24 protein-coding genes are annotated in these 23,235 nt (G+C 71.3%); 15 read left to right on the forward strand and 9 right to left on the reverse strand.

The genetic code is table 11. The features are described from left to right. From ABZS51_RS31590 to ABZS51_RS31610, 5 genes are all read left to right on the forward strand, one after another. On the forward strand, nucleotides 1-1,423 hold a 1,423-nt coding region (locus ABZS51_RS31590; protein ID WP_355448598.1), incomplete at its 5' end, for an IucA/IucC family protein. Continuing rightward, nucleotides 1,420-2,796 carry a SidA/IucD/PvdA family monooxygenase gene (locus ABZS51_RS31595; protein ID WP_355448601.1) on the forward strand — a complete coding sequence of 459 codons (1,377 nt, stop codon included), beginning with the start codon at nucleotides 1,420-1,422 and terminating at the stop codon, nucleotides 2,794-2,796. The genes ABZS51_RS31590 and ABZS51_RS31595, both read left to right, overlap by 4 nt. Continuing rightward, complete coding sequence (locus ABZS51_RS31600; RefSeq protein ID WP_355448604.1) at nucleotides 2,793-4,598, forward strand: IucA/IucC family protein; 1,806 nt, start codon at nucleotides 2,793-2,795, stop codon at nucleotides 4,596-4,598. The genes ABZS51_RS31595 and ABZS51_RS31600 overlap by 4 nt, the downstream gene beginning before the upstream one ends. Continuing rightward, the gene (locus ABZS51_RS31605; protein WP_355448607.1) at nucleotides 4,595-5,956 is read left to right on the forward strand and encodes a glutamine synthetase family protein; all 1,362 of its coding nucleotides are present in this window, start codon (nucleotides 4,595-4,597) and stop codon (nucleotides 5,954-5,956) included. The genes ABZS51_RS31600 and ABZS51_RS31605 overlap by 4 nt, the downstream gene beginning before the upstream one ends. 64 nt (nucleotides 5,957-6,020) lie before the next feature. Further along, nucleotides 6,021-6,524, forward strand: coding sequence for a GNAT family N-acetyltransferase (locus tag ABZS51_RS31610; protein WP_355448610.1), 504 nt, complete (start codon nucleotides 6,021-6,023; stop codon nucleotides 6,522-6,524). Between the two features lie 62 nt (nucleotides 6,525-6,586). Here ABZS51_RS31610 and ABZS51_RS31615 read toward each other — a convergent pair whose 3' ends face one another. Both ABZS51_RS31615 and ABZS51_RS31620 read right to left on the reverse strand, forming a co-directional pair. Further along, a complete protein-coding gene (locus tag ABZS51_RS31615; RefSeq protein WP_355448613.1) occupies nucleotides 6,587-7,324 on the reverse strand; it encodes a VOC family protein in 738 nt (245 codons plus the stop codon). An 80-nt stretch (nucleotides 7,325-7,404) separates the two neighbouring features. Beyond that, on the reverse strand, nucleotides 7,405-7,587 hold the full coding sequence (locus tag ABZS51_RS31620; protein ID WP_355448616.1) for a hypothetical protein: 183 nt from the start codon (nucleotides 7,585-7,587) through the stop codon (nucleotides 7,405-7,407). A 12-nt stretch (nucleotides 7,588-7,599) separates the two neighbouring features. Here ABZS51_RS31620 and ABZS51_RS31625 point away from each other — a divergent pair, with 12 nt between their 5' ends. From ABZS51_RS31625 to ABZS51_RS31640, 4 genes are all read left to right on the forward strand, one after another. Then, nucleotides 7,600-8,196 (forward strand): hypothetical protein, encoded by a 597-nt coding sequence (locus ABZS51_RS31625; RefSeq protein WP_355448619.1) that lies wholly within the window; start codon nucleotides 7,600-7,602, stop codon nucleotides 8,194-8,196. Between the two features lie 233 nt (nucleotides 8,197-8,429). After that, complete coding sequence (locus ABZS51_RS31630) at nucleotides 8,430-8,852, forward strand: spore-associated protein A (RefSeq protein ID WP_355448622.1); 423 nt, start codon at nucleotides 8,430-8,432, stop codon at nucleotides 8,850-8,852. A gap of 231 nt (nucleotides 8,853-9,083) precedes the next feature. After that, on the forward strand, nucleotides 9,084-9,524 hold the full coding sequence (locus tag ABZS51_RS31635) for an Hsp20/alpha crystallin family protein (protein WP_355448625.1): 441 nt from the start codon (nucleotides 9,084-9,086) through the stop codon (nucleotides 9,522-9,524). Nucleotides 9,525-9,616: 92 nt separating this feature from the next. After that, nucleotides 9,617-9,934, forward strand: coding sequence for a MerR family transcriptional regulator (locus ABZS51_RS31640; protein WP_355448628.1), 318 nt, complete (start codon nucleotides 9,617-9,619; stop codon nucleotides 9,932-9,934). Nucleotides 9,935-10,249: 315 nt separating this feature from the next. On the opposite strand, the gene ABZS51_RS31645 is transcribed toward ABZS51_RS31640, so the two are convergent. Then, a complete protein-coding gene (locus ABZS51_RS31645; RefSeq protein ID WP_355448631.1) occupies nucleotides 10,250-10,795 on the reverse strand; it encodes an XRE family transcriptional regulator in 546 nt (181 codons plus the stop codon). A gap of 57 nt (nucleotides 10,796-10,852) precedes the next feature. Here ABZS51_RS31645 and ABZS51_RS31650 point away from each other — a divergent pair, with 57 nt between their 5' ends. The 5 genes from ABZS51_RS31650 (at nucleotide 10,853) to ABZS51_RS31670 (ending at nucleotide 16,487) form a co-directional block, all read left to right on the forward strand. After that, nucleotides 10,853-12,013: a pyridoxal phosphate-dependent aminotransferase gene (locus ABZS51_RS31650; RefSeq protein WP_355448634.1), complete on the forward strand. Its 1,161-nt coding sequence runs from the start codon at nucleotides 10,853-10,855 to the stop codon at nucleotides 12,011-12,013. A gap of 485 nt (nucleotides 12,014-12,498) precedes the next feature. After that, on the forward strand, nucleotides 12,499-14,832 hold the full coding sequence (locus ABZS51_RS31655) for a DUF262 domain-containing protein (RefSeq protein WP_355448636.1): 2,334 nt from the start codon (nucleotides 12,499-12,501) through the stop codon (nucleotides 14,830-14,832). A gap of 52 nt (nucleotides 14,833-14,884) precedes the next feature. After that, on the forward strand, nucleotides 14,885-15,076 hold the full coding sequence (locus tag ABZS51_RS31660) for a DUF2397 family protein (protein WP_355448638.1): 192 nt from the start codon (nucleotides 14,885-14,887) through the stop codon (nucleotides 15,074-15,076). 83 nt (nucleotides 15,077-15,159) lie between these two features. Next, nucleotides 15,160-15,537: a NucA/NucB deoxyribonuclease domain-containing protein gene (locus ABZS51_RS31665; protein WP_355448698.1), complete on the forward strand. Its 378-nt coding sequence runs from the start codon at nucleotides 15,160-15,162 to the stop codon at nucleotides 15,535-15,537. Between the two features lie 77 nt (nucleotides 15,538-15,614). After that, nucleotides 15,615-16,487: a DUF6461 domain-containing protein gene (locus tag ABZS51_RS31670; protein WP_355448640.1), complete on the forward strand. Its 873-nt coding sequence runs from the start codon at nucleotides 15,615-15,617 to the stop codon at nucleotides 16,485-16,487. A 246-nt stretch (nucleotides 16,488-16,733) separates the two neighbouring features. Here the strand turns inward: ABZS51_RS31670 and ABZS51_RS31675 are convergent, their stop codons facing one another. The 6 genes from ABZS51_RS31675 to ABZS51_RS31700 all read right to left on the reverse strand — a co-directional run bounded on the left by ABZS51_RS31675 (nucleotide 16,734) and on the right by ABZS51_RS31700 (nucleotide 19,498). Next, nucleotides 16,734-17,213, reverse strand: coding sequence for a ferritin-like domain-containing protein (locus ABZS51_RS31675; protein ID WP_355448701.1), 480 nt, complete (start codon nucleotides 17,211-17,213; stop codon nucleotides 16,734-16,736). Continuing rightward, nucleotides 17,104-17,451, reverse strand: coding sequence for a hypothetical protein (locus ABZS51_RS31680; protein ID WP_355448643.1), 348 nt, complete (start codon nucleotides 17,449-17,451; stop codon nucleotides 17,104-17,106). The genes ABZS51_RS31675 and ABZS51_RS31680 overlap by 110 nt, the downstream gene beginning before the upstream one ends. Continuing rightward, nucleotides 17,448-17,591: a hypothetical protein gene (locus ABZS51_RS31685; RefSeq protein WP_355448646.1), complete on the reverse strand. Its 144-nt coding sequence runs from the start codon at nucleotides 17,589-17,591 to the stop codon at nucleotides 17,448-17,450. Before ABZS51_RS31685 ends, ABZS51_RS31680 begins: the two co-directional genes overlap by 4 nt. Nucleotides 17,592-18,144: 553 nt before the next feature. Then, the gene (locus ABZS51_RS31690; protein WP_355448649.1) at nucleotides 18,145-18,639 is read right to left on the reverse strand and encodes a VOC family protein; all 495 of its coding nucleotides are present in this window, start codon (nucleotides 18,637-18,639) and stop codon (nucleotides 18,145-18,147) included. Next, nucleotides 18,639-19,145, reverse strand: a complete 507-nt coding sequence (locus tag ABZS51_RS31695) for an SRPBCC family protein (protein WP_355448652.1) — start codon at nucleotides 19,143-19,145, stop codon at nucleotides 18,639-18,641. Before ABZS51_RS31695 ends, ABZS51_RS31690 begins: the two co-directional genes overlap by 1 nt. After that, nucleotides 19,142-19,498, reverse strand: coding sequence for a metalloregulator ArsR/SmtB family transcription factor (locus ABZS51_RS31700; protein ID WP_310715275.1), 357 nt, complete (start codon nucleotides 19,496-19,498; stop codon nucleotides 19,142-19,144). The genes ABZS51_RS31695 and ABZS51_RS31700 overlap by 4 nt, the downstream gene beginning before the upstream one ends. A gap of 294 nt (nucleotides 19,499-19,792) precedes the next feature. Here ABZS51_RS31700 and ABZS51_RS31705 point away from each other — a divergent pair, with 294 nt between their 5' ends. After that, nucleotides 19,793-23,233, forward strand: coding sequence for a BTAD domain-containing putative transcriptional regulator (locus ABZS51_RS31705; RefSeq protein WP_355448655.1), 3,441 nt, complete (start codon nucleotides 19,793-19,795; stop codon nucleotides 23,231-23,233). Nucleotides 23,234-23,235 lie beyond the last annotated feature (2 nt).

Here is a 23,235-nt window from a genome sequence, read left to right on the forward strand (position 1 = left end):
CACCGCCGCCCATCTGGCCGCGCGCCGCGCCGAGGGGCCGGACGCGCCGGAGACGGCCGGGTTCCTCGACGCCGAGCAGGCGCTGCTGCTGGGCCACCCGTTCCATCCCGCGCCCAAGAGCCGTGAGGAGGCGTCCACCGGCGACCTGGCCGAGTACTCGCCCGAGCTGCGCGGCTCGTTCCCGCTGCACTGGTTCGCCGCCGCGCCCGGCGTCGTGACCGGCGAGAGCGGGGGCGGCGGCATCGATGAGAGCCGGGGCGCCCCGGCCGAGCTGTGCCGGCGGATCGCCCCCGCCGGGCTCGACCTGCCGGAGGGCTGGGTGCCCGTGCCCGCCCACCCGTGGCAGGCGCGCGAGGTGCTGCGCCGCCCGCGGATCGCGGCCCTGGTCGAGGCGGGGCTGCTGCGGCCGCTCGGGCCCGCCGGCCCGGCCTGGCATCCGACCTCCTCGGTCCGGACGGTGTACCGGGCGGACGCGGAGGCGATGCTGAAGCTGTCGCTCGGCATGCGGATCACCAACTCCCGCCGCGAGAACCTGCGCGGCGAGCTGCGTCTCGGCGTCCGGGCCGCCCGCCTGCTGGCGGCCGGGCCGGCGGAGTGGCTGCGCGCCGAGCACCCCGCGTTCGGCGTCCTGCGCGACTTCGCCTGGGTGTCGGTGGGGACGGAGGACTCGGACGCGGAGAGCGGGCTGGAGACGGCGATCCGCGACAACCCCTTCCGGACCGGCGCGGATCGGGCGCTGTGCGTGGCCGGGCTGATCGCGGAGCGCACCGGGCCGGGCGACGGCTCGCCACCGCGCCACCGCGCGCTGCTGTCCGCCGCCGTCGGCCGAGCCGCCCGCGCGCTCGGCCTGTCCACCGCCGAAGCGTCCGCGCTCTGGCTGGCCCGCTACCTCGACGTGCTGGCCGTCCCGCTCATCCGGCTCCAGGCCAGGTACGGCATTGCCCTGGAGCCGCACCACCAGAACACCCTGGTGGCGCTCGACGCCGACGGCCTGCCCCGGGCCGGCTGGTACCGCGACAGCCAGGGCTACTACGTGGCCGCCTCCCGCGCCGGCGAGCTGGAGCGGCTGGTGCCGGGCCTGGCCGACGGCGTGGACCTGGTCTTCGACGACGCGTTCGTGGACGAGCGGGTCGCCTACTACCTGGGCATCGGCAACCTGCTGGGCCTGGTCGGCGCGTTCGGCGCGCTGGGCCTGGCCGCCGAGGAGGACCTGCTGCGGGTGGCGCGCGCGGCGCTGGAGCGGCTGCGCGCGGCCGAGCCCGGCGCCAAGGGCCTGCTCGGGCTGCTGCTCGACGCGCCGTCGCTGCGCTGCAAGGCCAACCACCTCACCTGCGTGGACGGCCGGGACGAGCTCACCGGCGACGTCCACTCCCAGTCCGTCTACATCGACCTTCCCAACCCCCACTCGGAGGTGCAGCGGTGACCGCCCCCTACGACCTGGCCGGTGTCGGCATAGGCCCGTTCAACCTGTCGCTGGCCGCCCTGTGCGACGGCGTGCCCGGCATGCGGACCCTCTTCCTCGACGCCAAGCCGGCCTTCTCGTGGCACCCCGGCCTGCTGGTGGAGGGCACGGTCCTGCAGGTGCCCTTCCTGGCGGACCTGGTCACCATGGCCGACCCGACGAGCCCCTGGTCGTTCCTGAACTATCTGCGCCGGCACGACCGGATGTTCCCGTTCTTCTTCTCCGAGCGCTTCCACATCCCGCGCCGCGAGTACGACCACTACTGCCGGTGGGTGGCCGAGCGGCTGCCGTCGTGCCGGTTCGACGCCGAGGTCACCGCCGTGGAGTGGGACGGGACGGCCGGGGCGTTCGCGCTGACGTACCGGTCGGCCGCGGGAGTGGTCTCCCGCGTCCTGGCCCGGCAGCTGGTGCTGGGCGTGGGCACCTCCCCGGTCGTGCCGGAGCCGCTGCGCCCGCTGCTGGGCGAGGCCCACGCCGGGCGGGTGCTGCACAGCGCCGACTACCGGGCCCACCGGTCCCGGCTGGCCGCCGCGCCCGACGTCACCGTGGTCGGCGCCGGCCAATCAGGGGCCGAGGTCGTGCTCGACCTGCTGCGCCGCCAGGACGGCCGGGGACGCGGCGGGCCGTACGTGCGCTGGCTGGCCCGTACCCCGGCGTTCGCCCCCATGGAGTACTCGAAGCTGGGTCTGGAGCACTTCACCCCCGACTACGTGCGGTACTTCCGCCACCTGCCCGAGGCGGACCGCGAGCGGCTCGTCCGCGAGCAGTGGCAGCTCTACAAGGGCGTCAGCGCGGAGACACTCGGCGACATCCACGACGAGCTGTACGAGCGGACCATCGGCGGCGCCGAGCCCCGCGCGGCGCTCCACCCGGGGGTCGAGGTGGTCGAGGCGTCCGAACGTGACGGCGGCTACGTGCTCGGCTGCCGGCACGCGGAGCAGGGCACGTCGTTCGAGGTGCGGACGTCGGCCGTGGTGCTGGCCACCGGGTACGCGACGGCCCGGCCCGCGTTCCTGGAGCCGATGGCCGAGCTGGTCGACTGGGACGAGCAGGGCCGCTACCAGGTGGACGGCGACCACCGGGTGGCGCTCGACCCGAGGGTGCCGGGGGCGCTGTACGTCCAGAACGCGGAGCTGCACACGCACGGGGTCGGCGCGCCGGACCTGACCCTGGGAGCGTGGCGGGCGGCGACGATCCTCAACGCGGCGGCCGGGCGGACCGTGGTGCCGCTGCCCTCCCGGACCGCCTGGACCACCTTCGGCGCGCCGGAGCCCGCACCCCCGGCGGATCCCGGGTCGCCGGTCCTCGCCCGGTCCGAGGAGGGCGGCCGATGAGCGGGGACGCGCACGGCGCCTGGCGGCGGGCGTGGGCGCAGGCCGGACGCCGGCTACTGGTCAAGGCGGTCGAGGAGTTCGCGTACGAGGAGCTGCTGGTGCCGCTGGCCGGGCCCGAGCCGGACGAGTACCGGCTGGAGCTGGGAGGCGGCGTCCGGTGGACGTTCCGGGCGGCGCGCGGGTCGTTCGGCTCCTGGCGGGTAGAGCCCGGGACGCTTCGCCGCCACCCCGCCGGTGACGGCGCGGCCGGGCCGGAGCTGCTGCTGCTCGACGCCCGCGCCGTCCTCGGCTGGGACGGGCCCACCACCGCCGAGGCGCTGCGCGAGCTGACCGCCACCCGCCGGGCCGAGGCGGAGATCCTGTCCCGCGCGCTGCCCGCCGCCGAGCTGGCCGACCTGGACCACCTCGACCTGGAGGCGCACCAGCACGGGCATCCCTGCATGCTGCTCAACAAGGGCCGGCTCGGGTTCGCCGCCTCCGACGCCGCCGCCTACGCCCCCGAGGCCGCCGGGGCGGTGCGGCTGAGGTGGGCGGCCGTGCACTCCTCGCTCGCCGCGTACTCCGGCGTGCCGGGGCTGGACGCGGCGACGCTGCTGGCGCAGGAGCTGGACGAGGCGGTCCGCAAGGAGTTCGCCGTGGCGCTGGAGGAGGCGGCGGCGCGCAGCGGGCTGGACCCGGCCGCGTTCACCTGGCTGCCCGTCCACCCGTTCCACTGGGACGAGGCGGTCGAGCCGCTGTTCGCCCCGTACCTGGCCGACGGCCGGATCGTGCCGCTGGGCGAGGGCCCGGACCGCTACCGGCCGCTCCAGTCCATCCGGACGCTCGCCAACCTGGACCGCCCCGGGCGGCGCAACGTCAAGGTGCCGCTGCTCATCCGCAACACGCTGGTCTGGCGCGGCCTGTCCACGGAGCCGACACGGTCCGCGCCCGACGTCAGCGCCTGGCTGCTGACGCTCCGCGAAGCCGACCCGTACCTGCGTGACGACCTGCGCTTCCATCCGCTGGGCGAGGTCGCGTCCGTGGCCGTGCGCCACCCGCTGTACGCGGCCGTGCCCGACGCCCCGTACCGCTACCACGAGCTGCTCGGCGCGGTGTGGCGCGAGCCGGTGACCGGGCTGCTGCGCGACGGGGAGCGGGCGCGGACCATGGCGGCGCTGCTCACGGTCGGCTCGGACGGCCGCGCGCTGGCCGCCGAGCTGGCCGCGCGCTCCGGCCTCACGCCGCGCGACTGGCTGGCCCGGCTCTTCTCGGCGCTGCTGCCCGGCCTGCTCCATCACCTCTACCGCTACGGCGTGGCGTTCTGCCCGCACGGCGAGAACACGGTGATCCTCTACGACGCCGCCGACGTGCCCGTGGGGATCGCGGTGAAGGACTTCGCCGAGGACGTGAACCTGCTGCCTGAGGACCTGCCCGCCTACGCCGGTCTGTCCGCGCGGGCCCGGGAGGTGCTGCTGCGCTGGCCCGCGGGCGAGCTGGCGCACTCGCTGCTCAGCGCCGTGTTCGCCGGCCACTTCCGGTTCTTCGCGCCGCTGGCCGAGGAGCACCTGGGCGTTCCCGAGCGGGAGTTCTGGCGGATGGCGCGGGAGGAGATCGAGCGCCACCACGCGCGCTTCCCCGAGGACGCCGACCGGGCGGAGGCGTTCGGGCTGCTGGCGCCCTCCTTCGACCGGGTGGCGCTCAACCGCGAACAGCTCCTCGGCGGCGGCTTCCACGACCGGGCCGAGCGCGACGAGGGCTTCGACGTCGTCCACGGCACGGTCCCCAACCCCCTCGCCGCTCCTGCCTCCAGGGAGGACCGATGACCACGCTCACGTACGAACGACTGCGCCAGGAGGCCGAGGCCGGGCAGGTGGAGGAGGTGATCGTCGCCGTCCCCGACCTCCAGGGGCGGCTGCAGGGCAGCCGCCTGTCGGTGCCGTACTTCCTGGAGGAGGTGGCGCGGCACGGTTTCGGCGCGTGCGTCTACCTGCTCGCCGCCGACGTGGAGATGAACACCGGGCCGGGGTACGCGATCGACGCCTGGGACTCGGGCTTCGGCGACCTCGTCCTGCGGCCCGATCCGGGGACGCTGCGGCTCCTGCCGTGGGACCCCGGCACGGCGCTGGTCGTCGCCGACGCCGTCTGGCCGGGCGGGGAGCCGGTCGAGGTGGCGCCCCGCCGGGTGCTCCGGGCACAGCTCGACCGGCTCGCCGAGCACGGCCTGGTCGCGCTGGCCGGCACCGAGCTGGAGTTCCTCCTGTTCCGCGGCTCGTACCGCGACGCCTGGGAGCGCCGCTACCACGGCCTGGAGACCGGCACCCGCTACAACGTCGACTACGCGCTGCACGGGCTGTCCGACGTCGAGCCGGTGGTGCGCCGGATCCGCCGCGAGATGGTCCGCGCCGGGCTGCCGATGGAGACGGCGCGCGGCGAGTGCCACGCCGGGCAGTACGAGATCGTGTTCCGCTACGACGAGGCGATGGCCACCTGCGACAAGCACGTCCTGTTCAAGAACGGCGCCAGGCGGATCGCGGAGCAGGAGGGGGTGGCGCTCACGTTCATGCCCAAGTTCGACGAGGGCGAGGGCAACTCCTGCCACGTGCACCTGTCGCTGCGCGGGACGGACGGCTCGCCGGTGTTCGCGGACGAGAGCGCCGGCGACGGCGGCATGTCGGCGCTGTTCCGGCACTTCGTCGCCGGACAGCTCGCCTGCCTGCCGGAGCTGACGCTGCTCATGGCGCCGAACGTCAACTCCTACAAGCGGCTGCGGCCCGGCGCGTTCGCTCCCACCGGGATCGCGTGGGGCAGGGACAACCGTACGTGCCCGATCCGGGTCGTCGGCTACGGCCACTCCCTGCGCCTGGAGCACCGGGTGCCCGGCGGCGACGCCAACCCGTACCTCGCCGTGGCCGCGATGATCGCGGCCGGCCTGTACGGGATCGAGAACCGGCTGCCGCTCCCCGCCCCGCACGCCGGCAACGCGCTGGCCGACCCATCGGTGCCGCGCCTGCCCGCGACGCTGGGCGAGGCGCTGCGCCGCTGGGAGGAGGGCGGCCTGGCGGCCAAGCTGTTCGGCGACGCGGTGGCCGGCCACTACGCCGCGGCGGCGCGGGCCGAGCTGGCCGCGTTCGAGTCGGCGGTCACCGACTGGGAGCGGGTGCGCGGCTTCGAACGCCTGTGATCAGCTTGGCCGGTGCTCCGGAGGGGGCGCCGGCCGCGTGGACGGGGTCCCTAGGATCACGCGTATGGAAGAGACGATCACGTACCTGGAGATGACCGCTCCCGAGCAGCTCGTGCCCGGCCGCGAGGCGGACGGTCTCACCCTGGAACGGGTGGACAGCACCAGCCGCGACCTCGCGCCCGTGCAGACACGGATCGGCGCCCCGTACGGCTGGCGGGGGGCGCGGCTCACCCCGGAGGAGTGGCGGCGCAAGCTGGAGAGCGACCCGTTCGACTACTACCTGATCCGTCACAAGGGCGAGATCGCCGGCATGCTCGTGGTGCACCCGCAGGACGGGGGCGACATCGAGATCGAGACGTTCGGACTGGTCCCGGAGTTCGTCGGCCAGGGGCTCGGCGGGCACGCGCTGACGCTGTGCGCGCGGCAGGCGTGGGCGACCGCACCGCGCGACGGCGGCACGGCTCGGCGTGTGTGGCTGCACACCTCCAGCGCCGACAACCCGGCCGCCCTGCCGAACTACCGGGCCCGCGGCTTCCGCCCGTACCGCACGGAGACCCAGCACACCTGACCCCCGCCCACGCGGCGCTGCCGAGGACGGCCGCCGCCGGCCGCAGGTGAAGAAGCTTCGCGTCAGCCCCGTCCGAGGACACAGAACTCGTTGCCCTCCGGGTCGGCCAGGACCTTCCACGGAACGTCGCCCTGGCCGACGTCGGCGACGGTGGCGCCCAGAGCCAGCAGCCGGGCCACCTCCGCCTCCTGACCCCCAACGGGGTCCGGCAGCAGGTCGAGATGGATGCGGTTCCGCCCGCCGTTCACGCCCGGCGTGCGAAGGAGCTCCAGATACGGGCCGACGCCCTTGGCGGAGCGCAGCACCGCGTGATCGTCGGTGACCTCGTGCAGGGTCCAGTCCACCGCCTCTTCCCAGAACCGGGCCATGGCCCGTGGATCGGCGCAGTCGACCACCACCGCGGCGATCGGCCCGGTGTCCCGGTAGACCGGTCGAGGCTCCAGCACGCAGAACACGTTGCCCTCCGGGTCGGCCAGGACCGTCCACGGGACGTCGCCCTGGCCCACGTCGGCGGGCGTCGCGCCGAGCTCCTTCAGGCGCGCGACGAGCTCCGCCTGATGGGCGGCGGAGGTGGTGGCCAGGTCGAGGTGCACGCGGTACTTCACCGTTTCGGGGTCCGGGACGGTGACGAGGTCGACGTAGAAGGCGTCGGGGTCCGGCCAGTCGAAGCCCTCGGGTTGGAGGTTGGTCACGCCGGGTCCCTCGCTGGAGACACTCCAGCCGAGCGCCTCCGCCCAGAACCGGCCGAGCGCTGAGTCGTCCCGAGCCTTGAAATTCACCTGAACAAGTCGCAGCGCCATGCCGGCGATCATATGCCCGGGCGGACGGGGGTGGTGGGCGGCCGTTCCCGGGACGTGGGAACGGCCGCGGGCGGGCTTGGTCAGGGAGTCACGACGGCGAGCTGGGAGACGTAGTCCTCGGTGGCCCACAGGTTGTCGTCAGGCCCGTCGGTGATGTCGAACGGCCCGAGACGCTGGTCGGCAACGCGTCCAACCGCGGCCGTTTCACCTTCGCGCCGGAACGAACCGCCAACGAGCTGAGCTCGTGGATCACGCTCAACCACGCCACCACCGTCGTGCCCCCACGCGGCAGGACACCGGTCAAGGCCACCATCGCCGTGCCCCCATGGGCTCCGGAAGGCGAGCGATACGCCGTCATCTGGGCAGAAGTCTCCGCCCCCGCAGCAAGCCGGCGGAAGGGCATCACCCTCGTCAACCGCGTCGGGATCCGCACCTACCTCGACGTCGGCCCCGGCGGGGAGCCGCCCACAGACTTCAAGATCGGCGAGATCGTGCCTCAGCGCACCGGCGACGGGCAGCCAAGAATCGAGGCCACCGTCGCCAACACCGGCCAGCGCGCCATCGACCTCGAAGACGGGGTCACCATGTCGGGCGGGCCGAGCTCACTGAGCGCCGGCCCCTTCCCCGTGGAGCGCGGCACCACGCTGGCCCCCGGCCAGCAGGGAAGCGTCTCGATCCTGCTGGGCCGAGACCTGCCCGACGGGCCGTGGAAGTTCAGCCTCACCCTCGAGAGCGGCCGGATCGAGCACACCCGGACCGGGACGCTCACCTTCCGGCGGAAGCCGGGAACGTGGGGCCTGGCGGCCTCGATGGACTCCCCGCTGTCCCTTCTCCTCGCACTCGCCGGCGCGGCGACCTCGTCACCGCGGTGACCCTGCTCGTCGGCTACCGCCGTTTCCGCGCGCGCCGCAAGCGCCCGGCCACACCTTTCCTCCGTGGTGACCTCGCCTGACGGCCCCCTGGATCGCCTCCAGCCGGGCACGGGGGACAGACCACGACGAGGGACGTGATCTGTGCGAACCATCACATCCCGCACAATTTGCGGGTGGCGGCCGTGCATCCGGTGATATTCATGATCATATTGTTGGAGAGCGAAAGGATATTCGTGCGCACACGCAAGCTGGCAACCCTCCTGGCCGGCGCGTCCCTCGCCGCCACCACCACGCTGGTGGCGGGCGCCGCTCCGGCCGGCGCGACCGGACCCTGCGGCAGCAGCTACTCCCGGGTCGGGGTCTACGCCATCTCCAGAGGAGACGGGACCCGCACCGGCACGCTGGAGGTGTACTACAGCTCCAGCACCGGAAAGAACTGCGCTCTGACGTACGGCTACGGCGCCTACGCCGACACCAAGAGCTGGAAGAGAGTCACGATCTCAAGAGGTGACGGCAGCGCGGAGGACACCGATGCCGGGCAGTACAAGACCTACGCCGGCCCGGTGTACGTCTCGGCGCCCGGCCAGTGCATCGACGTCGCCGGAACGGTGCCGGACTGGGTGACCCGCGAGCTCAACAACGTGCACTGCGGCTGATCCGCCGCTGACCCCACCGGGCGCCATCCACGCCTGAGGTGCGACAGTGCCCCGGCCCGCACGAGGCGGGCCGGGGCGTTGCATTGTCTCGCTACGTGGCTGACTGATGATCTCCCTCAGACCGTTCACGGAGACGAGACAGAACTTGCCTTCGAGAGCATATGAAGTTAACCTATAAGCGCAGTTACAAGTTAGCTCTCACTCCGCGATCTGCCAAGGAGGTTCGGAAAGATGCTGCTCACCTCGATCGACCCGTTCTTCCAGGAGTTCGAGCGCCAGTTCAACCGTCTCACCCAGCAGGCGTTCGACCAGAGCAGCGCCGTCATGCCCATGGACGGGCTGCGGCGCGACGACGACGTGGTTCTCCGGTTCGACCTGCCGGGCATCGACCCGGACTCCATCGAGGTCACCGTGGACCGCGGCGTGCTGAGTGTCAGCGCCGGCCGCGAGGAGGAGATCGGCGAGAACGAGCGCCTGTTCGTGCGGGAGCGCCCGATGGGCACCTTCACCCGGCGTGTCTACCTGTCCGAGCACCTCGACAGCGACCAGATCGACGCAGGCTACGCCAACGGCGTCCTGACCGTCCGCATCCCGGTTCTCGAGCGCGCCAAGCCGCGCAAGGTGGAGATCCAGCGCGGCGAGGCGGGCGAGGCGAAGGCCATCAGGGCCTGACGCGCCACGTCCCGGGGACGGCCCCCGAAGACCTGAGGTCCCACATCCTCCCCTCAGCACGAGGGGCCGCCCCCGGGCTACGAGGAGCCACGATGCCCGAACTGCCCATCGACGACGAGCACGCGCCGCTCTACTCCCTGGGCCAGGTGGCCGAGATGCTGCAGGTGCAGCAGGCGTACCTTCGCAGGCTCGACCAGCACGACGTTCTCAGCCCGAGCCGTTCGGCGGGCGGGCAGCGGCGCTATTCGCGCCACGACATCCTGACGCTCCAGCACGTCACCCGGATGGCCGACGAGGGCATGACGCTCATCGCCATCCGCCGCATCCTCCAGCTCGAATGCGAGCTCGCCCAGGTACGCGAGGAGCTGAGGCAGGCCCAGGCCAGCCTGGCCGAGCAAGACCGGTCCTGAACGACGCCGCACAGGCCTGAGCGGACCTGGCGGACCGCGCCAGGGGCAAGACGGCGGTGATCGTCCGCGGGGGCGCCGTGCCGAGGAGCACCGTCCGCCTGCTGAGCCCGGAGGGTGCGGACGTGCGCGGGTCGCCCATGGGCGTCCTCCCTTCGCTGATGGGGTGGTCCGAGGAGCCTGCCTGAGCGCGGAAGCGACGGCGAGTGCCGGCCCGCGCCCCGTGACGCGCGAAAGCTGAGGCCCACCGGCCGCGCCGCCGGCACGGTCCGTGAATCCTTCAGGCGCCGCGGCCCTTTCGTCCTGTCGCTGCCCGGCTCAGCTCTCCGGGTGCACCATGAGAAGGACGGCGCGATTGTTCGCGGCGTGACCTCGGTACAGGTGCGGCCGAGCGGCATCGAACCGGATGGAATCGCCTTCGGCCAGGTCGGTGGGGGAATCGGCCGGGCCGGTGGTGACGCGTCCGTTGGTGAGCACGAGACATTCCTCGACGCCGGGCAGGTGGGCGTCGGAGTGCTGGGTGCTCCCGGCGATGGCGACGTCGTAGACCTCCACGGTGCCGCGCAGTCTGATGCGGTGGAGCAGACGCGCGCTGACCGCATCGCCCTCGACCTGCGGCCGCCTGTCATCGGCGCGTACCACCTCCACCGTCGAGGCGGGCGTTTCCAGCAGCTCACCGAGGGACGCCTTCAGCGCGGTGGCCAGGGCCCACAGGGTGCTCAGGGTCGGGTTGCCCTGGCCCTGTTCGATGCCGTGCAGCGTGGTCTTGCTGATGCCACTGGCGGACGCCAGGTCGGCCAGCGATGTTCCGGCCGCCGTGCGCAGCCGGTGCACGTTCCGCCCGACGACTTGCGTAAGATCCATGCGTATCAGCATAGTGAGATATCTGTACCAGTAAAATGGTTCAGCATCGGAGGCGACATGACAGTGACGCGGCTGCGCGACATTCCGGGCATCGGCGTGGACACCGTTGGTGACGCGGCCGATGCCGTGGCCGACCCGGAGTTCCTGCGTCTGGAGAATCTCGACACCGACCTGCGGCCGCCCGCCGTCGCCATCGCCGCCACGCACGCCGCCATCGACGACGACGCGGCCAACAGCTATCTGCCCTTCCAGGGCCGTCGCTCTCTTCGCGCAGCCGCCGCGGCGCACGTCGGGCGCATCTCAGGGCGCCACTATGACGCCGACACCGAGTGCGTCAGCGTGGCCGGCGGGCTCAACGGCATCCTCAACACGCTGCTCGCCACCGTGGAGCCCGGGCAGGAGGTCGTGCTCTGCGACCCCGTCTACGCCGGCCTGGTCAACCGGGTCCGGCTCGCCGGCGGCATCCCCCGCTTCGTCCCCGCACAGCCCACCCCGGACGGCTGGACCATCGACGCCGAACGACTCGCCGACGCCGTCGGACCCGGCACGGCGGCGGTCCTGATGATGGGGCCGGTGATGCCGACCGGCCTCGTCCTGGACGACCGCCACTGGTCCGCCCTCGCCGACGCCTGCGAACGCCACAACGCTTGGTTGATCTACGACGCGGCCATGGAACGCATCCGCTTCGACGGCCGCCCCGCCAGCCACCCCGCGGCCCACGAGGGCCTGGCACGGCGTACCATCACCGTCGGTTCGGCCGCCAAGGAGCTGCGGCTCATCGGCTGGCGCGTCGGCTGGGTCGTCGGCCCTGCCGACATCATCGCCGACATCCGCCTGGTCGGCTTGACCAACGTCGTCTGCCAGGTCGGGCTGGCCCAAGACGCCGTGGCCGCCGCACTGGACGCGCCCGACGCCGATGCCGACGTCGCCGCCGCCACCGCCGAATGGCAACGGCGCTGCGAGGTGGTCCTGCACCAGCTCGCCGCCTACCCGGCCGTCCGGCCGCACGGCGGCTGGTCACTCCTCATCGACACCAGACCCCTGGAACTGACCGCTGTCGACCTGTCCCGCCGCCTGTTCGACCGGTCCAAGATCGCCGCCACCCCCATGGACGGCTGGGGTCCCAGCGGACGGCACTACCTGCGACTCGTGTTCGCCAACGAACCCGTCGAACGCCTCACCAGCCTCGGCGATCGCTTCGACCTGGCCATCCGATGACGGGCCGGCGCGTCCGATCACTGACTCCACGGAAGCGAGTCCTTGACATGGCCGTCGTCCACCGCACCACTCTCAAGCCGACCGGGCTGGAACCGCTCGCCCGCTGACCGTGACACCTCGGCGGCGCGGGCGAACCGGAACTGGGCAAGGCCGGCGGTATCACAACGTCCGGCTACGGACCCGACAGTTACCAGTTTGCCGGTGGCAAACCTCTTGAACTGATCGACGGCGCTGGGCTCCTGGCCCGCTGTCACGAACACAACATTTCCGCCTGCATCCCGCCGCGCGGGAAGCAGTCCTGAAATTCAGGAATGTTCGGATTTATCACCATAACGTGCTGGCACACCGGCAACCAGAGTCAGCCCACCGACCTGGCCCGCAGGACCGCCTCACTAATTAGCGCCTCAGGCGGTGCTAATCGCGGCGTCCGCCTGAGAGCTTTCGTCTACCCTGTCGCGAGAGCATGTCTGTGGAAAGGAACCGGAGTGGCGAAAACGTTCGAGAGCGGCGACATTCCGCTGGCGGACCTACTCAACCAGGCACACCAAGGAGTACTGCAGCTGCCCGATTTTCAGCGTGGGTGGGTTTGGGACGACGACCACATCGTGAGTCTGCTGGCCTCGGTCTCTCGCTCGTTCCCGATCGGCGCCGTGATGACGCTGGAGACTGGGAACGCTGACGTGCGATTCCAGCCCCGGCCACTCGAGGGAGTCCCGAGTTCTGCTGTGGCGGGCGACCCGAAGTACCTGCTGCTTGACGGCCAGCAACGTACAACCTCGCTCTACCTGGCGCTCCGGTCCGGAGCACCGGTCCCGACCCGAGATACCCGGAAGAAGGACGTCGAGCGTTGGTACTTCGCCGACATCGATGCGTGCATAGACCTCGACGCCGACCGAAATGACGCCATCCTGTCGCTACCGGCAGATAAGCGACGGGTGAATGCCCGCGGCGACGTCGTGCTCGACGCCTCCGCGACCAGGGTGCAGGTGCGGGCCGGCAAGGCGGGCCTCTTCCCACTCGACATCGTGCTCAACCCGGCGGCCACCACCGATTGGCAGCTTGCCTACTTAATGGCAGGATCGCCAGAGGAGCAGGTGAAGATCTGGAAGAGATTCCAGGAGGCGCTGATTCTGCCGTTCCTTCAATACAGCGTTCCGCGGATCGCGCTTGATCAGAAGACGACCAAAGAGGCCGTCTGCCAGGTCTTCGAGAAGGTGAACACTGGCGGCGTCGAGCTGACGGTCTTTGAACTGCTGACAGCAACGTACGCCGCGGAAAACTTTCGATTGCGCGACGATTGGGAGAGACGGCAAGCGACCTGGGCGGACGAGCCGCTGCTCGCAGATCTGGACGCCACGACCTTCTTGCAGATCGTCACGCTGCTCTGGACTCGTGGCCGCTGGGAGGAGCGCACCCGGGAACGCGTTCGCGGTGACCGCGTCCCGGCGGTGTCGGCCAAGCGACGCGACATGCTGTGGCTTCCGCTGAGCGAGTACCGGCGCTGGGCCGATGCCGTCACCGAGGCGTTGCAGAGGGTGGTGCGGTTCCTCCAGCGTGAGCGCATCTTCCGCGCCCGCGACCTCCCGTACAGCACCCAGCTCGTTCCCTTGACGTCGATCCTCACATTGCTCGGCGAGGCCGCGTTCACACCGGAGCCAACCGCGAAGTTGCGTCAGTGGTACTGGTGTGGGGTGTTCGGTGAGTTGTACGGCGGCACCACTGAAACCCGCTTCGCCAACGACCTGCAGGACGTGCTCGCGTGGGTTCAGGACGACGGTGAGGAACCGCGCACGGTGCGTGAGTCGCAGTTCCAGGCTGAACGGCTGCTGGGCTTGCGCACCCGCAACAGTGCCGCTTACAAGGGTCTCTACGCGCTCATGATGAAGCGGGGTGGTCGCGATTTCCGTACCGGCGAAACGATCGACGCGAAGGCGTACGCGGCCGACTCGATCGACATTCGCCACATCTTCCCTCAGAAATGGTGCGCGGCGAACGGTGTTGACAGCGCGTATGCCAACTGCATCGTCAACAAGACCGCTATCGACGGGCAGACCTGGGGATACATGGGCGCGAGCGCGCCGAGCAAGTATCTGGCCGCGATTGAATCCGGTGTGCCGGTGAGCCCACAGGACTTGGACGCTATCTGCAATAGCCACGACATCGACCCGGTCGCGCTTCGTCAGGACGACTTCGGCGCAGTCTTCGACGCGCGCTTCGAACGGCTGATCCGTCAGATTGAGGATGCGACCGGTCGGCCGGTGAACCGGGGTGACGGTCAGGACAGCCCCTTCTCCGTACAACGCGGCGCCGCCGCGTTGGCACGCGGTATCGAGGCGCTGATCAAAGCCGGGGAGAGCAAGGTCGTCGAGTTCAAGTCGACCGGTCGCAAGAACCTGGACACCGGACAGAAGGATCAGGCGATGGAGTGGGCGGTCATCAAGACGATCGCCGGCTTCATGAACGGTCACGGGGGGACGCTGCTCATCGGCGTTCAGGACGATGGGTCGGTGCTAGGTCTGGAAGAGGATCTGACCGTCTTCTCCAAGAAGAACACCGACGCCTGGGAGCAGTGGCTGACCGGCCTGCTCATCCAGGCCTTCGGCAAGGCTGTGACAGCCAACGTGACCGTCGCGTTCGGCACCATCGACGAACGCACGGTCGCCCGTATCAATGTCGCGCCTGCCTCAGCACCGGTTTATACAACGCGGACGAAGACGGGGGCGAAGGGAGCGGTCTTCCTCGTCCGGCTCAACAATACGACGCATGAGCTCGACGGGCCCGAAGCCTCCAAATATCAGCACGACCGATGGTTCAAATAGTCGCGGCCAAAACGATACGCTCGCATGCTAGCGCTCTCTTGTCGGCGGATTCATGCGGAGCGCCTACCCCTCGCGGCACCTTTTGATGGGGCCCGACGAGACCAGCGCGCGGGCCACACCCAGCACCTCGTGGTGGGAGGCCGATCCGGTGGAGGTACCTATCTCGCTACGCCTGCGCGGAGACAGGACCGCGCGGGGTCGCACCGCGTGTCTTTTACGAGCACACTCCCACTCTCGTATTTGATGCCAAAAAAAGCCAGCATCAGATTCTCCGCCAAACACGTTTGGGACGCCTATAACAAAGCGGATACGACCACTCCGAAGAGCATGAGCAAACGAATCCCTGGCGACCCGCTGAGAGCGCCTCTGCACCGCGAGCTGCAAGGTGCCATCCCCGGCTTGGAGGATCCTGACGAAGCGCCGTCCGGCACCATCCAGGCCAATCGAGCCAACTCGATTGCGCAGTGCCGCAATGCGTGGCCGCTAACGAACCCGGGCCAGGAGAAAGTGGACTGTGACGAGTTCCCCTTCGCGAGCACCAAGGAGGGCTCTTTGGGGGCGCAGGGAAACTACAGCGTGCGGTACATACCCGATAGTGATAACCGCGGCTCGGGTAGCATGCTCGGGCTCTTCTACGAGCGAACTCGGCGGCTAGCCGGGGATCCGTTCTGGGTCATGGCCGTTCCACTTCCAGGCGACCGCTAAGCATCCATCAGCCGCGCCGCCTATGGTTACTGCAAGATGGTCGCAGGCGGCGTGGCGCGATTCCGAAGGCGGAGGACGTGAACGACGCGAGATTCGAGGAGTTGCTCGAGGCTGGTCTCTCTGGCGGGATGTCCCTGACGTGGTGCAGGGGCTTGAACATCGAGGAGGTCGGCCGTCGATTCGGTGCGACTGTGCCCGGACAGTGGGTGACGTACGAAGAATTCTCCGAGGAATACTACGACGAGGAGGACATCGTTCTCATCGCGAAGGTGGGCGACTGGCACGTCGCCTACGAGCCGCTCGGATTCCAGGGGCCGCGGCCGGAGGTTGCGAGCGGGCTGTCCAAACAGGGCCACGCACTGAGCGTCTTCTGGAACGTCAACATGGACACGGAACTAACCTACGCGGTCGGCGGCCGGGTGCTCGTCTCCTTCGACCTTCTGCGCCCTGAGGAGCGCTACGGCGCCGACCCGTCGGTACTGGACGGAAAACTCCATGAAACCGGGCTGATATCCAATGACGTCCATGACGTGCGCAAGGGCGCTCTCGCTCTGGGGGAACTGGTGAGCGGCGAGGGCCTCACCCTGCAGTGGCTCTGTGGCTCGCACCTGATGCTCCGGATCGACGCCCCCATACCCGAGTCGATCGTGCCGCTCGGATACCTTCATCCGCGAATGGCCTTTCTGGACGCGCCGGACTTCGCCGGCCTCCTCGCCGGGGCGCCCACTGTGGATCTGGCGCCCGCGATCGTCCGGTATCTCGATGAAATCGCCGTTCGGATCGGCAGCGACGAAAATTCGACCGAAGACGTACGTCGCCGCCTGCGTCAGCCGGACCCCATGGTCGCCGCGAAAGACGGCCTCGATGCGATACGCCAGATGAGCGTGAAACACATTGATGACCACCGCCGTCTTGTTGTCCTGCAAAGGCTCTTGTCCCAAATCAAGTGAAGGCGTGCAACACCTGCCACGGCCGGCCCGGTCTCGCTCATGGGCGCGGTCAGCACCATGGTGTCTTCGATCACGTGGTGGGCACCCCGCCGGCTGGGGTCTTTGCCCGCGCATCGCGCAGCGCAACGTAGTCAACTGGCGCGGCGTCGGCCAACTCCAGGCTGGCCGGCACGGCGGCGCCCACCACCGTTTTTGGAAACCGGGGCGATGAAGCGCACCCCTGCGCCCTGTAGGTCCCGCACATTGTCAGATCACCATGGCGTCAGCGGCAACACGGACCCAGCCCTCCTTCTCGCCGAGCGTGTCGCACAGGTAGCGCAATCCCTGCTCGATCGCGGCGTAGAACTGCCCGATGGTCTCGTAGTTGTTGTCCTCCGGCGGGGCGCCGGGCGGTGCCAGCTGTTCCAGGCGCAGGAACATCTCCAGCACTTCGGGGCCGAACGGGACCAGCGACAGCTCGAGGTCGCCGTGGGGCAGCTTGCGGGGATGAAGCGGCAGCATCTCGGGCGTGTCGAGCCGCGGGGCGCCGCCGACGGCGTTGAGCAGGTTCGCCGCCAGCGCCAGGTGCAGCATCTCCTCCACGAAGACGCCGCTCACCACCTCCACCACCGCCGGGTTAGGCTCCGGGTCGAGGGAGTACAGCGCCGTCAGGTACGGCGGCAGCGTCGCGTGCTCCAGCTCGATCGTCCATTGCAGGTGCTCGCGGAGGCTGTCGAGCGTGTCGATCCGAGGCTCGGGCAACGTAGCCACCCGGCCGCGAGCCGTCCTCCAGCACCTCCACCGCGTCGCGCAGCACCCGCAGAGAGATCTCCTCGCGCTCGACGTCCGTCGGGTCGTACAGCCACTCGGTGACCGGCCGCCCCATCTCCTCCTCCGGGTGGCTGGCCTCGGCGATGATCAGCTCCTCCTCGATCTCGACGTGCAGCTCGTACAGGAACTCGTTCTGACCGTTCGGGGTGCTCATGTCTCCTCCATGGGTTGTACGGCCGGTCTGCTGACCGCGTGGATCAACCGGACGGCGATCCGGCCGGTGGCGAACAGGTGGGCGAAGCGCTCGCCCTGGCGGGCCGCCGCGCTGAGCCTGGCGCTCGGCGAGCCCGTCACCTACCAGGCGGTCAGCCCCGACATGATCCGGGCCGCGGGGTTCCCGGGCGCGGGCGAGGTCGGCAACATGCTCCAGTACCTGATCGCGGCCGGACATCGCCGAGCTCATCGACTTCGAGCTGCTGCGCGAGCTCAACCCGAGGCTGCAGTTCGACACGTGGCTGGCCGCCCACCGCGACACCATCCCGCGCTGACCGGCACCCGTCCCAGATCGGGGCCGAGGAGTTCGCCGAGGCGGCCCGCCCTGGGGGCGAGGCCGCCGGCTGGTTGATCGCTTTCGATCGTGCGGGCCTCCCCCATCGTGAGGCGTTCTTCGCGAGGGTGCGCGAGCGCTTCGCCCCTCCCGGTCCGGTTGAGGAGCTGTGGGACGGCTACCGCAGATGCATGCCAGACCCCGTCCGCTGCCCCGGAAGTACTGGTAGGACTGTCCGGACTGCGCGCCGCGGGATGGTTGGTCGGGATCGTCACCGACGGGGCAATCGTCAGCAACGGGACAGCGGACGACCGACTCGGCATGATCCAGCGAACAAGCCTGGCCGACGCCGTACGACGCCTACGCGCTCTCGGGCATCGGGGAGCGTCCTTGGATGCGCCAGGGCATGTGCTGGAGAGTCCAGGTGTTGCCGTCCGGGTCGGCGAAGCGAGCGTAGTAGACGCCGCCCAGGTCCTCGACCGGACCCACGTCCGCACCGCGCTCCAGGAGTGCCTTACGGGCCTCCTCGATGTCACTCACCACCAGGTGCAGGCCGCGCAACGTGCCGACCGGCATGTCGAGGGACGAGATGCCCTCGGTCAGGGTGATCGAGCAGGCCGAGCCCGGCGGGGTGAGCTGAACGATGCGAACCCCGTCCGAGGGCCGCACGTCGACGTCCACGTGGAAGCCGAGGCGGTCGGCGTAGAAAGCCTTGGCCCGGTCGATGTCCGTGACGGGCACCGGGACGAGTTCGAGGAGAAGCGCACCGGGATGGACGGGCGGTCCAGTGAGGCCGGCCGGGATATCGGCGGTGTCGGCCGGGATTTCGGTCCGCGTGGGCTGGGTGTCGGTCATTACCGTTCGCCTTTCAAGGTCGTCTCGTTGAGCATCTCGGCGAGACGGTCGTACGCCTCGCCAGCGCCGCGTTTCATGGGGGTACGGAGCACGCTGTCGCGGACCTCCCGCGAGGGGTAGCGCACTGTGATGGTCATCGCGGTTCGGCCGCCCCGCTCGTCGAAGACGGTGGTGACGAGGGCCTCACCTGCGTCCCAGCCGTCATGGACCTCGCTCTGGACCAGCCGGCCGGGCGCATCGACCTCGTGGAACACCCCGCGTTGGCCCAACTCGGCACCGTCCGGCCCGCGCGACACGAAGCGCCAGACACCGCCCGGACGCAAGTCGATCTCACAGACGACGAGGTGCCAGCCGCGCGCGCCGTGCCACCGCCGGAGCAACTCGGGCCGGGTGAACGCGTCGAAGACGAGCCGGCGGGAGGCGGCGAACGTCCTGGTGAGTACGAGGTCGGTGTCGGACACCGCCCGTACCGTCAGGCCTTCGGTCTGCTCCTGCCGCGACATCATGGGCTTTCCCGTTCGACGGTGTCCGGTCCGCCGGACTCGAGCTCGCCGAGTAGGTCGTCCAGCCTCTGATAGCTCTCCTCCCAGTAGGAGCGGTAGTTCGCCAGCCACTCCATGGCGTCCTTGAGCGGGCCGGCCTCCAGCCGGCGGGGCCTGCGCTGCGCGTCGCGTCCACGCGAGATCAGTCCGGCCCGCTCCAGCACCCGCAGGTGCTTGGAGATGCCGGGCTGGCTCATCGCGAACGGCGCAGCCAACTCGGTCACCGTGGCCTCGCCCTCCATCAGCCGGGCCAGGATCGCTCGCCGGGTCGGGTCGGCCAGCGCGGCGAACGTCGCGTCGAGAACGTCGGCGGCCATGTTGATTACCCTTCGGTTTTATAACTGAATGGTTTTGTACCGTACCGGGTTCGGCATCGTCAAGAGATTCGGGTCAGTGCCCACACCGGGCGGATGTCGTCCAGATGGCGGGTGATCATGGTTTCGCCTGTGCGGTCGATGACAGGCGGCGCACGATGCGGGAGGTGTCCAGGAACGTGATCCGGTCGGGGTCGATCCCGGGCGTGGTGGGGGCGGTGCAGATGAGGGTGCCTGACGCCTCACCTCGTGGGGCGCGTCGTCCGGGCGGAGGCGCGGGAAGGGCAGAATCGGGGCGTGCGGATCGGGATGCTGGGGCCGTTGGAGCTCCGGGCGGATGACGGGGCACCTGTCGAGGTGGGCGGGGCGCGGCTGCGGGCGGCGCTGATCGTCCTGGCGCTCTCCCCCGGGCAGGTGGTGCCCATGGCGCGGCTGGTCGACGGGGTGTGGGGTGAGCGCCCGCCCGCCGGAGCGGTCAACGCGGTGCAGGCGCTGGTGTCGCGGCTGCGCCGGGCGCTGCCCTCGGTCCCGATCGAGTCCCACCCCGCCGGCTACTTCCTGGCTGTCGAGCCGGACACGGTGGACGTCGTGCGGTTCGAGCGGCTGGCCGCGGCGGGGCGTTCCGCGGCGGCGGGCGACCCGGCCGGCGGGGCGCGGATCCTGCGGGAGGCGCTGGCGCTGTGGCGCGGTCCGGCGCTGGTGGACGTGGCGGGGGCGGACTTCTTCGCCGCGCCGGTCGCCCGGCTGTCGGAGCTGCGGCTGTCGGTGCTGGAGGATCGGGTCGAGGCGGATCTCCGCGTGCCGTCCCTCGACGGGGCGGGTGCCGCGTTGGTCGTGGAGCTGACGTCGCTGGTCGCCGAGCACCCGCTGCGTGAACGGCTGGCGGGGGCGCTGATGCGCGCGCTGTGCGCGACCGGACGGCGGGCGGAGGCGCTCACCGTCTACGGGCGGGCGCGGCGGGCCCTCGCCGAGACCCTGGGCGCTGATCCGTCGCCCGAGCTGTCGGCGCTGCACACCGCGATCCTGCGCGGCGAGGTGGCCGCAGCACCCGGAGCCCCTGCCGCGGCGCGCGCGGCGGACGTCGCGGCGGGGGCTCCCGGTGATGCGGTGCGGACGAATCTGCGGGTGCCGCTGACCGGGCTCGTCGGGCGGGAGAACGACCTGAAGCGGGTCGGCGACCTGCTGGCCGGGCATCGGCTGGCCACGCTCACCGGCCCCGGCGGGTCGGGCAAGACGCGGCTGGCCGGCGAGGCGGCCCACGCGTTCCTCGACCGGCGGCCCGGCGGGGTGTGGCTGGTGGAGGTGGCGCCGGTGCGGGAGGCGGCCGAGGTTCCGCGGGCGGTGCTGGCCGCGCTGCGGATCGGTGAGCAGGCGTGGGGAGAGCCCGTGCCCGAGGGCGACCCTGCCGACCGGCTCGTGGCCGCACTCCGAACCCGGGACCTGTTGCTCGTCCTGGACAACTGCGAGCACCTCGCCGACGCGGTGGCGGCGCTCGCCGACCGGCTGCTCGGCGAGTGCCCGCACCTGCGCATCCTGGCCACCAGTCGCGAGCCCCTGGGTCTGACCGGCGAGGCGCTGTGGCCGGTCGAGCCGCTCGCCCTGCCGCCGGAGGGCGCGGACGCCGCCGAGGCGATGAGGTACCCGGCGGTCAGGCTGCTGGACGAGCGGGCGCGGGCGGCGAGCCCCGGGTTCGAGGTGAACGAGGACACGGCGGCGGCCGTGGTGCGGATCTGCCGGGCGCTGGACGGCATGCCGCTGGCCATCGAGCTGGCGGCGGCACGGCTGCGCACGATGACCGCCGAGCGGCTGGCCGAACGGCTGGGCGACCGGTTCCGGCTGCTCACCGGCGGCAGCCGGGTCGCGCTGCCCCGGCACCGTACCCTGCGGGCGGTGGTGGACTGGAGCTGGGACCTGCTCTCGGACGAGGAGCGGGCGCTGCTGCGGCGGCTCGCCGTCTTCTCCGGCGGCGCGACACCGGAGGCCGCCGAGCAGGTCTGCGCGGACGACCGCGCCACACCGGACGCCGCCGAGCAGGTCCGCGCGGACGGCGGCACTACACCGGAGGCCGCCGAGCAGGTCTCCGCGCACGACGGCACTACACCGGACGCCGCCGAGCGGGTCCGCGCGGACGGCGGCCTCGTCACCCGGCGGGCGGTGGGAGAGGCCGGGGGTGGTGAGCGGGTGCTCGGGCTGCTGTTCGGGCTGGCCGACAAGTCGCTGCTGGTGGTCTCCGACGACGAGGGGCCGCGGTTCGGAATGCTGGAGACGATCCGGGAGTACGCCCTGGAGCGGCTGCGCGAGGCCGGCGAGCTGGAGCGGGTGCGCCGCGCCCACGCGGCCTGGTTCGCCGCGTTCGCCGAGGCCGCCGACCCCCGTCTGCGCCGCGCCGGCCAGGCCGTGTGGCTGCGGCGGCTCGCCGCCGAGCGCGCGAACGTGGACGCCGCCGTGCGCGACGCCCTCGCCGCGCGCGACCACGCGACCGCGGTACGGCTGGTGGCGGCGATGGGCTGGTGCTGGTTCCTCGACTGGTCGCTGAGCGGCCACAAGGCGGAGGGGGCACGACTGGCCGCCGAGGTGCTGGCCATGCCCGGCCTGGGCCTCCCGTACGAGGGCCCGGTCGAGGGAGCGGTGGAAGGAGTGGCGGACGGCAGGGTCGTGGCGGCGGCCTGTGCCGTCGCCGCGCTGTTCGAGCTGAACGGGCACGGTGACGAGCGGCGGGCCGGGGAGTGGATCCGGACTGCCGAGGGGATCGCTGCGCGGACGTGGTGTCCCCACCCGCTGGCCCGGCTGATCGGGCCGCTCAGCCGCATGCCGGCCGACTCCGGCGCCTTGGAGGCGGGCGCCTTGGAGGGGCTGTTCGCCGACGAGGACCCGTGGGTGCGGGCCATGGCGCGGATGAACCAGGCCCTCGCCTGGATCGAGGCCGGGCGCCGGCACGGTGAGGCGGAGGCGGCGCTGGAGAGCGCCCTGGCCGGGTTCCGGGCGATCGGGGAGCGGTGGGGCGTCTCCTCCGCGCTCACGGCGCTGGGCGGGCTGGCCTCCTGGCGGGGCGACCTGGAAGGGGCGGCGGGTCGTCACGAGGAGGCGATCGCCGTGGTCACCGAGGTGGTGCCCGGCGAGGACGTGTGGCAGATGCGGCTGAAGCTGGCCCACCTGCGCTGGCTGGGCGGCGACGCGGACGGCTGCGCGGCGGCCCTGGCGCGCGCCGAGCGGGACACCGAGCGGATCGGCCTGCCCGACGGGCGGGTGGCGGTCGCGTACACCAGGGCGGAGCTGGCCCGCTGGGCCGGTGACCCCGGCGCGGCCCGCGCGTACCTGGCCCGGGCCGAGGACCTGGCGCGGGGCATCCCGGTGAGCTGGGGGTTCCGGGCGATGGTGCTGGACTCGCTGGCGTACCTGGACGCGCTGGCCGGTGACCTGGAGTCGGCGCGCGCCCATCGCGCCGCCGCGCTGCCCTGGGCGTTGCGGTCGATGAGCGCCCCGGCGGTCGGGCTGCTGCTGGTGGGCGTCGCCGACCTGGCCCTGCGGCGCGGGCGGCCGCGCGAGGCGGCGCGGCTGCTGGGGGCGAGCCGCGCCGTGCGGGGCACGCCGGACCTGTCGCAGCCCGACGCGGCGCGCGTGGAGGCGGCCGTCCGGGACGCGCTCGGCGACGCGGGGTACGCCGAGGCCGAGCGGGGCGGCAGGGACGCGACGGTCGCGACGGTGCGGGAGCTCGTCGAGCCCACCCTGACCCCCTGAAG

Origin of the sequence: Nonomuraea sp. NPDC005501 (assembly GCF_040605905.1) — a bacterium.
In the GTDB taxonomy this organism is placed as follows: domain Bacteria; phylum Actinomycetota; class Actinomycetes; order Streptosporangiales; family Streptosporangiaceae; genus Nonomuraea.

Excerpts from the sequence above, each read along its gene's own strand:
- ABZS51_RS31600 (WP_355448604.1), top strand. The coding sequence starts at position 2,793 with ATGAGCGGGGACGCGCACGGCGCCTGGCGGCGGGCGTGGGCGCAGGCC.
- ABZS51_RS31605 (WP_355448607.1), top strand. The coding sequence starts at position 4,595 with ATGACCACGCTCACGTACGAACGACTGCGCCAGGAGGCCGAGGCCGGG.
- ABZS51_RS31610 (WP_355448610.1), top strand. The coding sequence starts at position 6,021 with ATGGAAGAGACGATCACGTACCTGGAGATGACCGCTCCCGAGCAGCTC.
- ABZS51_RS31615 (WP_355448613.1), bottom strand. The coding sequence starts at position 7,324 with ATGGCGCTGCGACTTGTTCAGGTGAATTTCAAGGCTCGGGACGACTCA.
- ABZS51_RS31635 (WP_355448625.1), top strand. The coding sequence starts at position 9,084 with ATGCTGCTCACCTCGATCGACCCGTTCTTCCAGGAGTTCGAGCGCCAG.
- ABZS51_RS31640 (WP_355448628.1), top strand. The coding sequence starts at position 9,617 with ATGCCCGAACTGCCCATCGACGACGAGCACGCGCCGCTCTACTCCCTG.
- ABZS51_RS31645 (WP_355448631.1), bottom strand. The coding sequence starts at position 10,795 with ATGGATCTTACGCAAGTCGTCGGGCGGAACGTGCACCGGCTGCGCACG.
- ABZS51_RS31650 (WP_355448634.1), top strand. The coding sequence starts at position 10,853 with ATGACAGTGACGCGGCTGCGCGACATTCCGGGCATCGGCGTGGACACC.
- ABZS51_RS31660 (WP_355448638.1), top strand. The coding sequence starts at position 14,885 with ATGCGGAGCGCCTACCCCTCGCGGCACCTTTTGATGGGGCCCGACGAG.
- ABZS51_RS31665 (WP_355448698.1), top strand. The coding sequence starts at position 15,160 with ATGAGCAAACGAATCCCTGGCGACCCGCTGAGAGCGCCTCTGCACCGC.
- ABZS51_RS31680 (WP_355448643.1), bottom strand. The coding sequence starts at position 17,451 with ATGAGCACCCCGAACGGTCAGAACGAGTTCCTGTACGAGCTGCACGTC.
- ABZS51_RS31690 (WP_355448649.1), bottom strand. The coding sequence starts at position 18,639 with ATGACCGACACCCAGCCCACGCGGACCGAAATCCCGGCCGACACCGCC.
- ABZS51_RS31695 (WP_355448652.1), bottom strand. The coding sequence starts at position 19,145 with ATGATGTCGCGGCAGGAGCAGACCGAAGGCCTGACGGTACGGGCGGTG.
- ABZS51_RS31700 (WP_310715275.1), bottom strand. The coding sequence starts at position 19,498 with ATGGCCGCCGACGTTCTCGACGCGACGTTCGCCGCGCTGGCCGACCCG.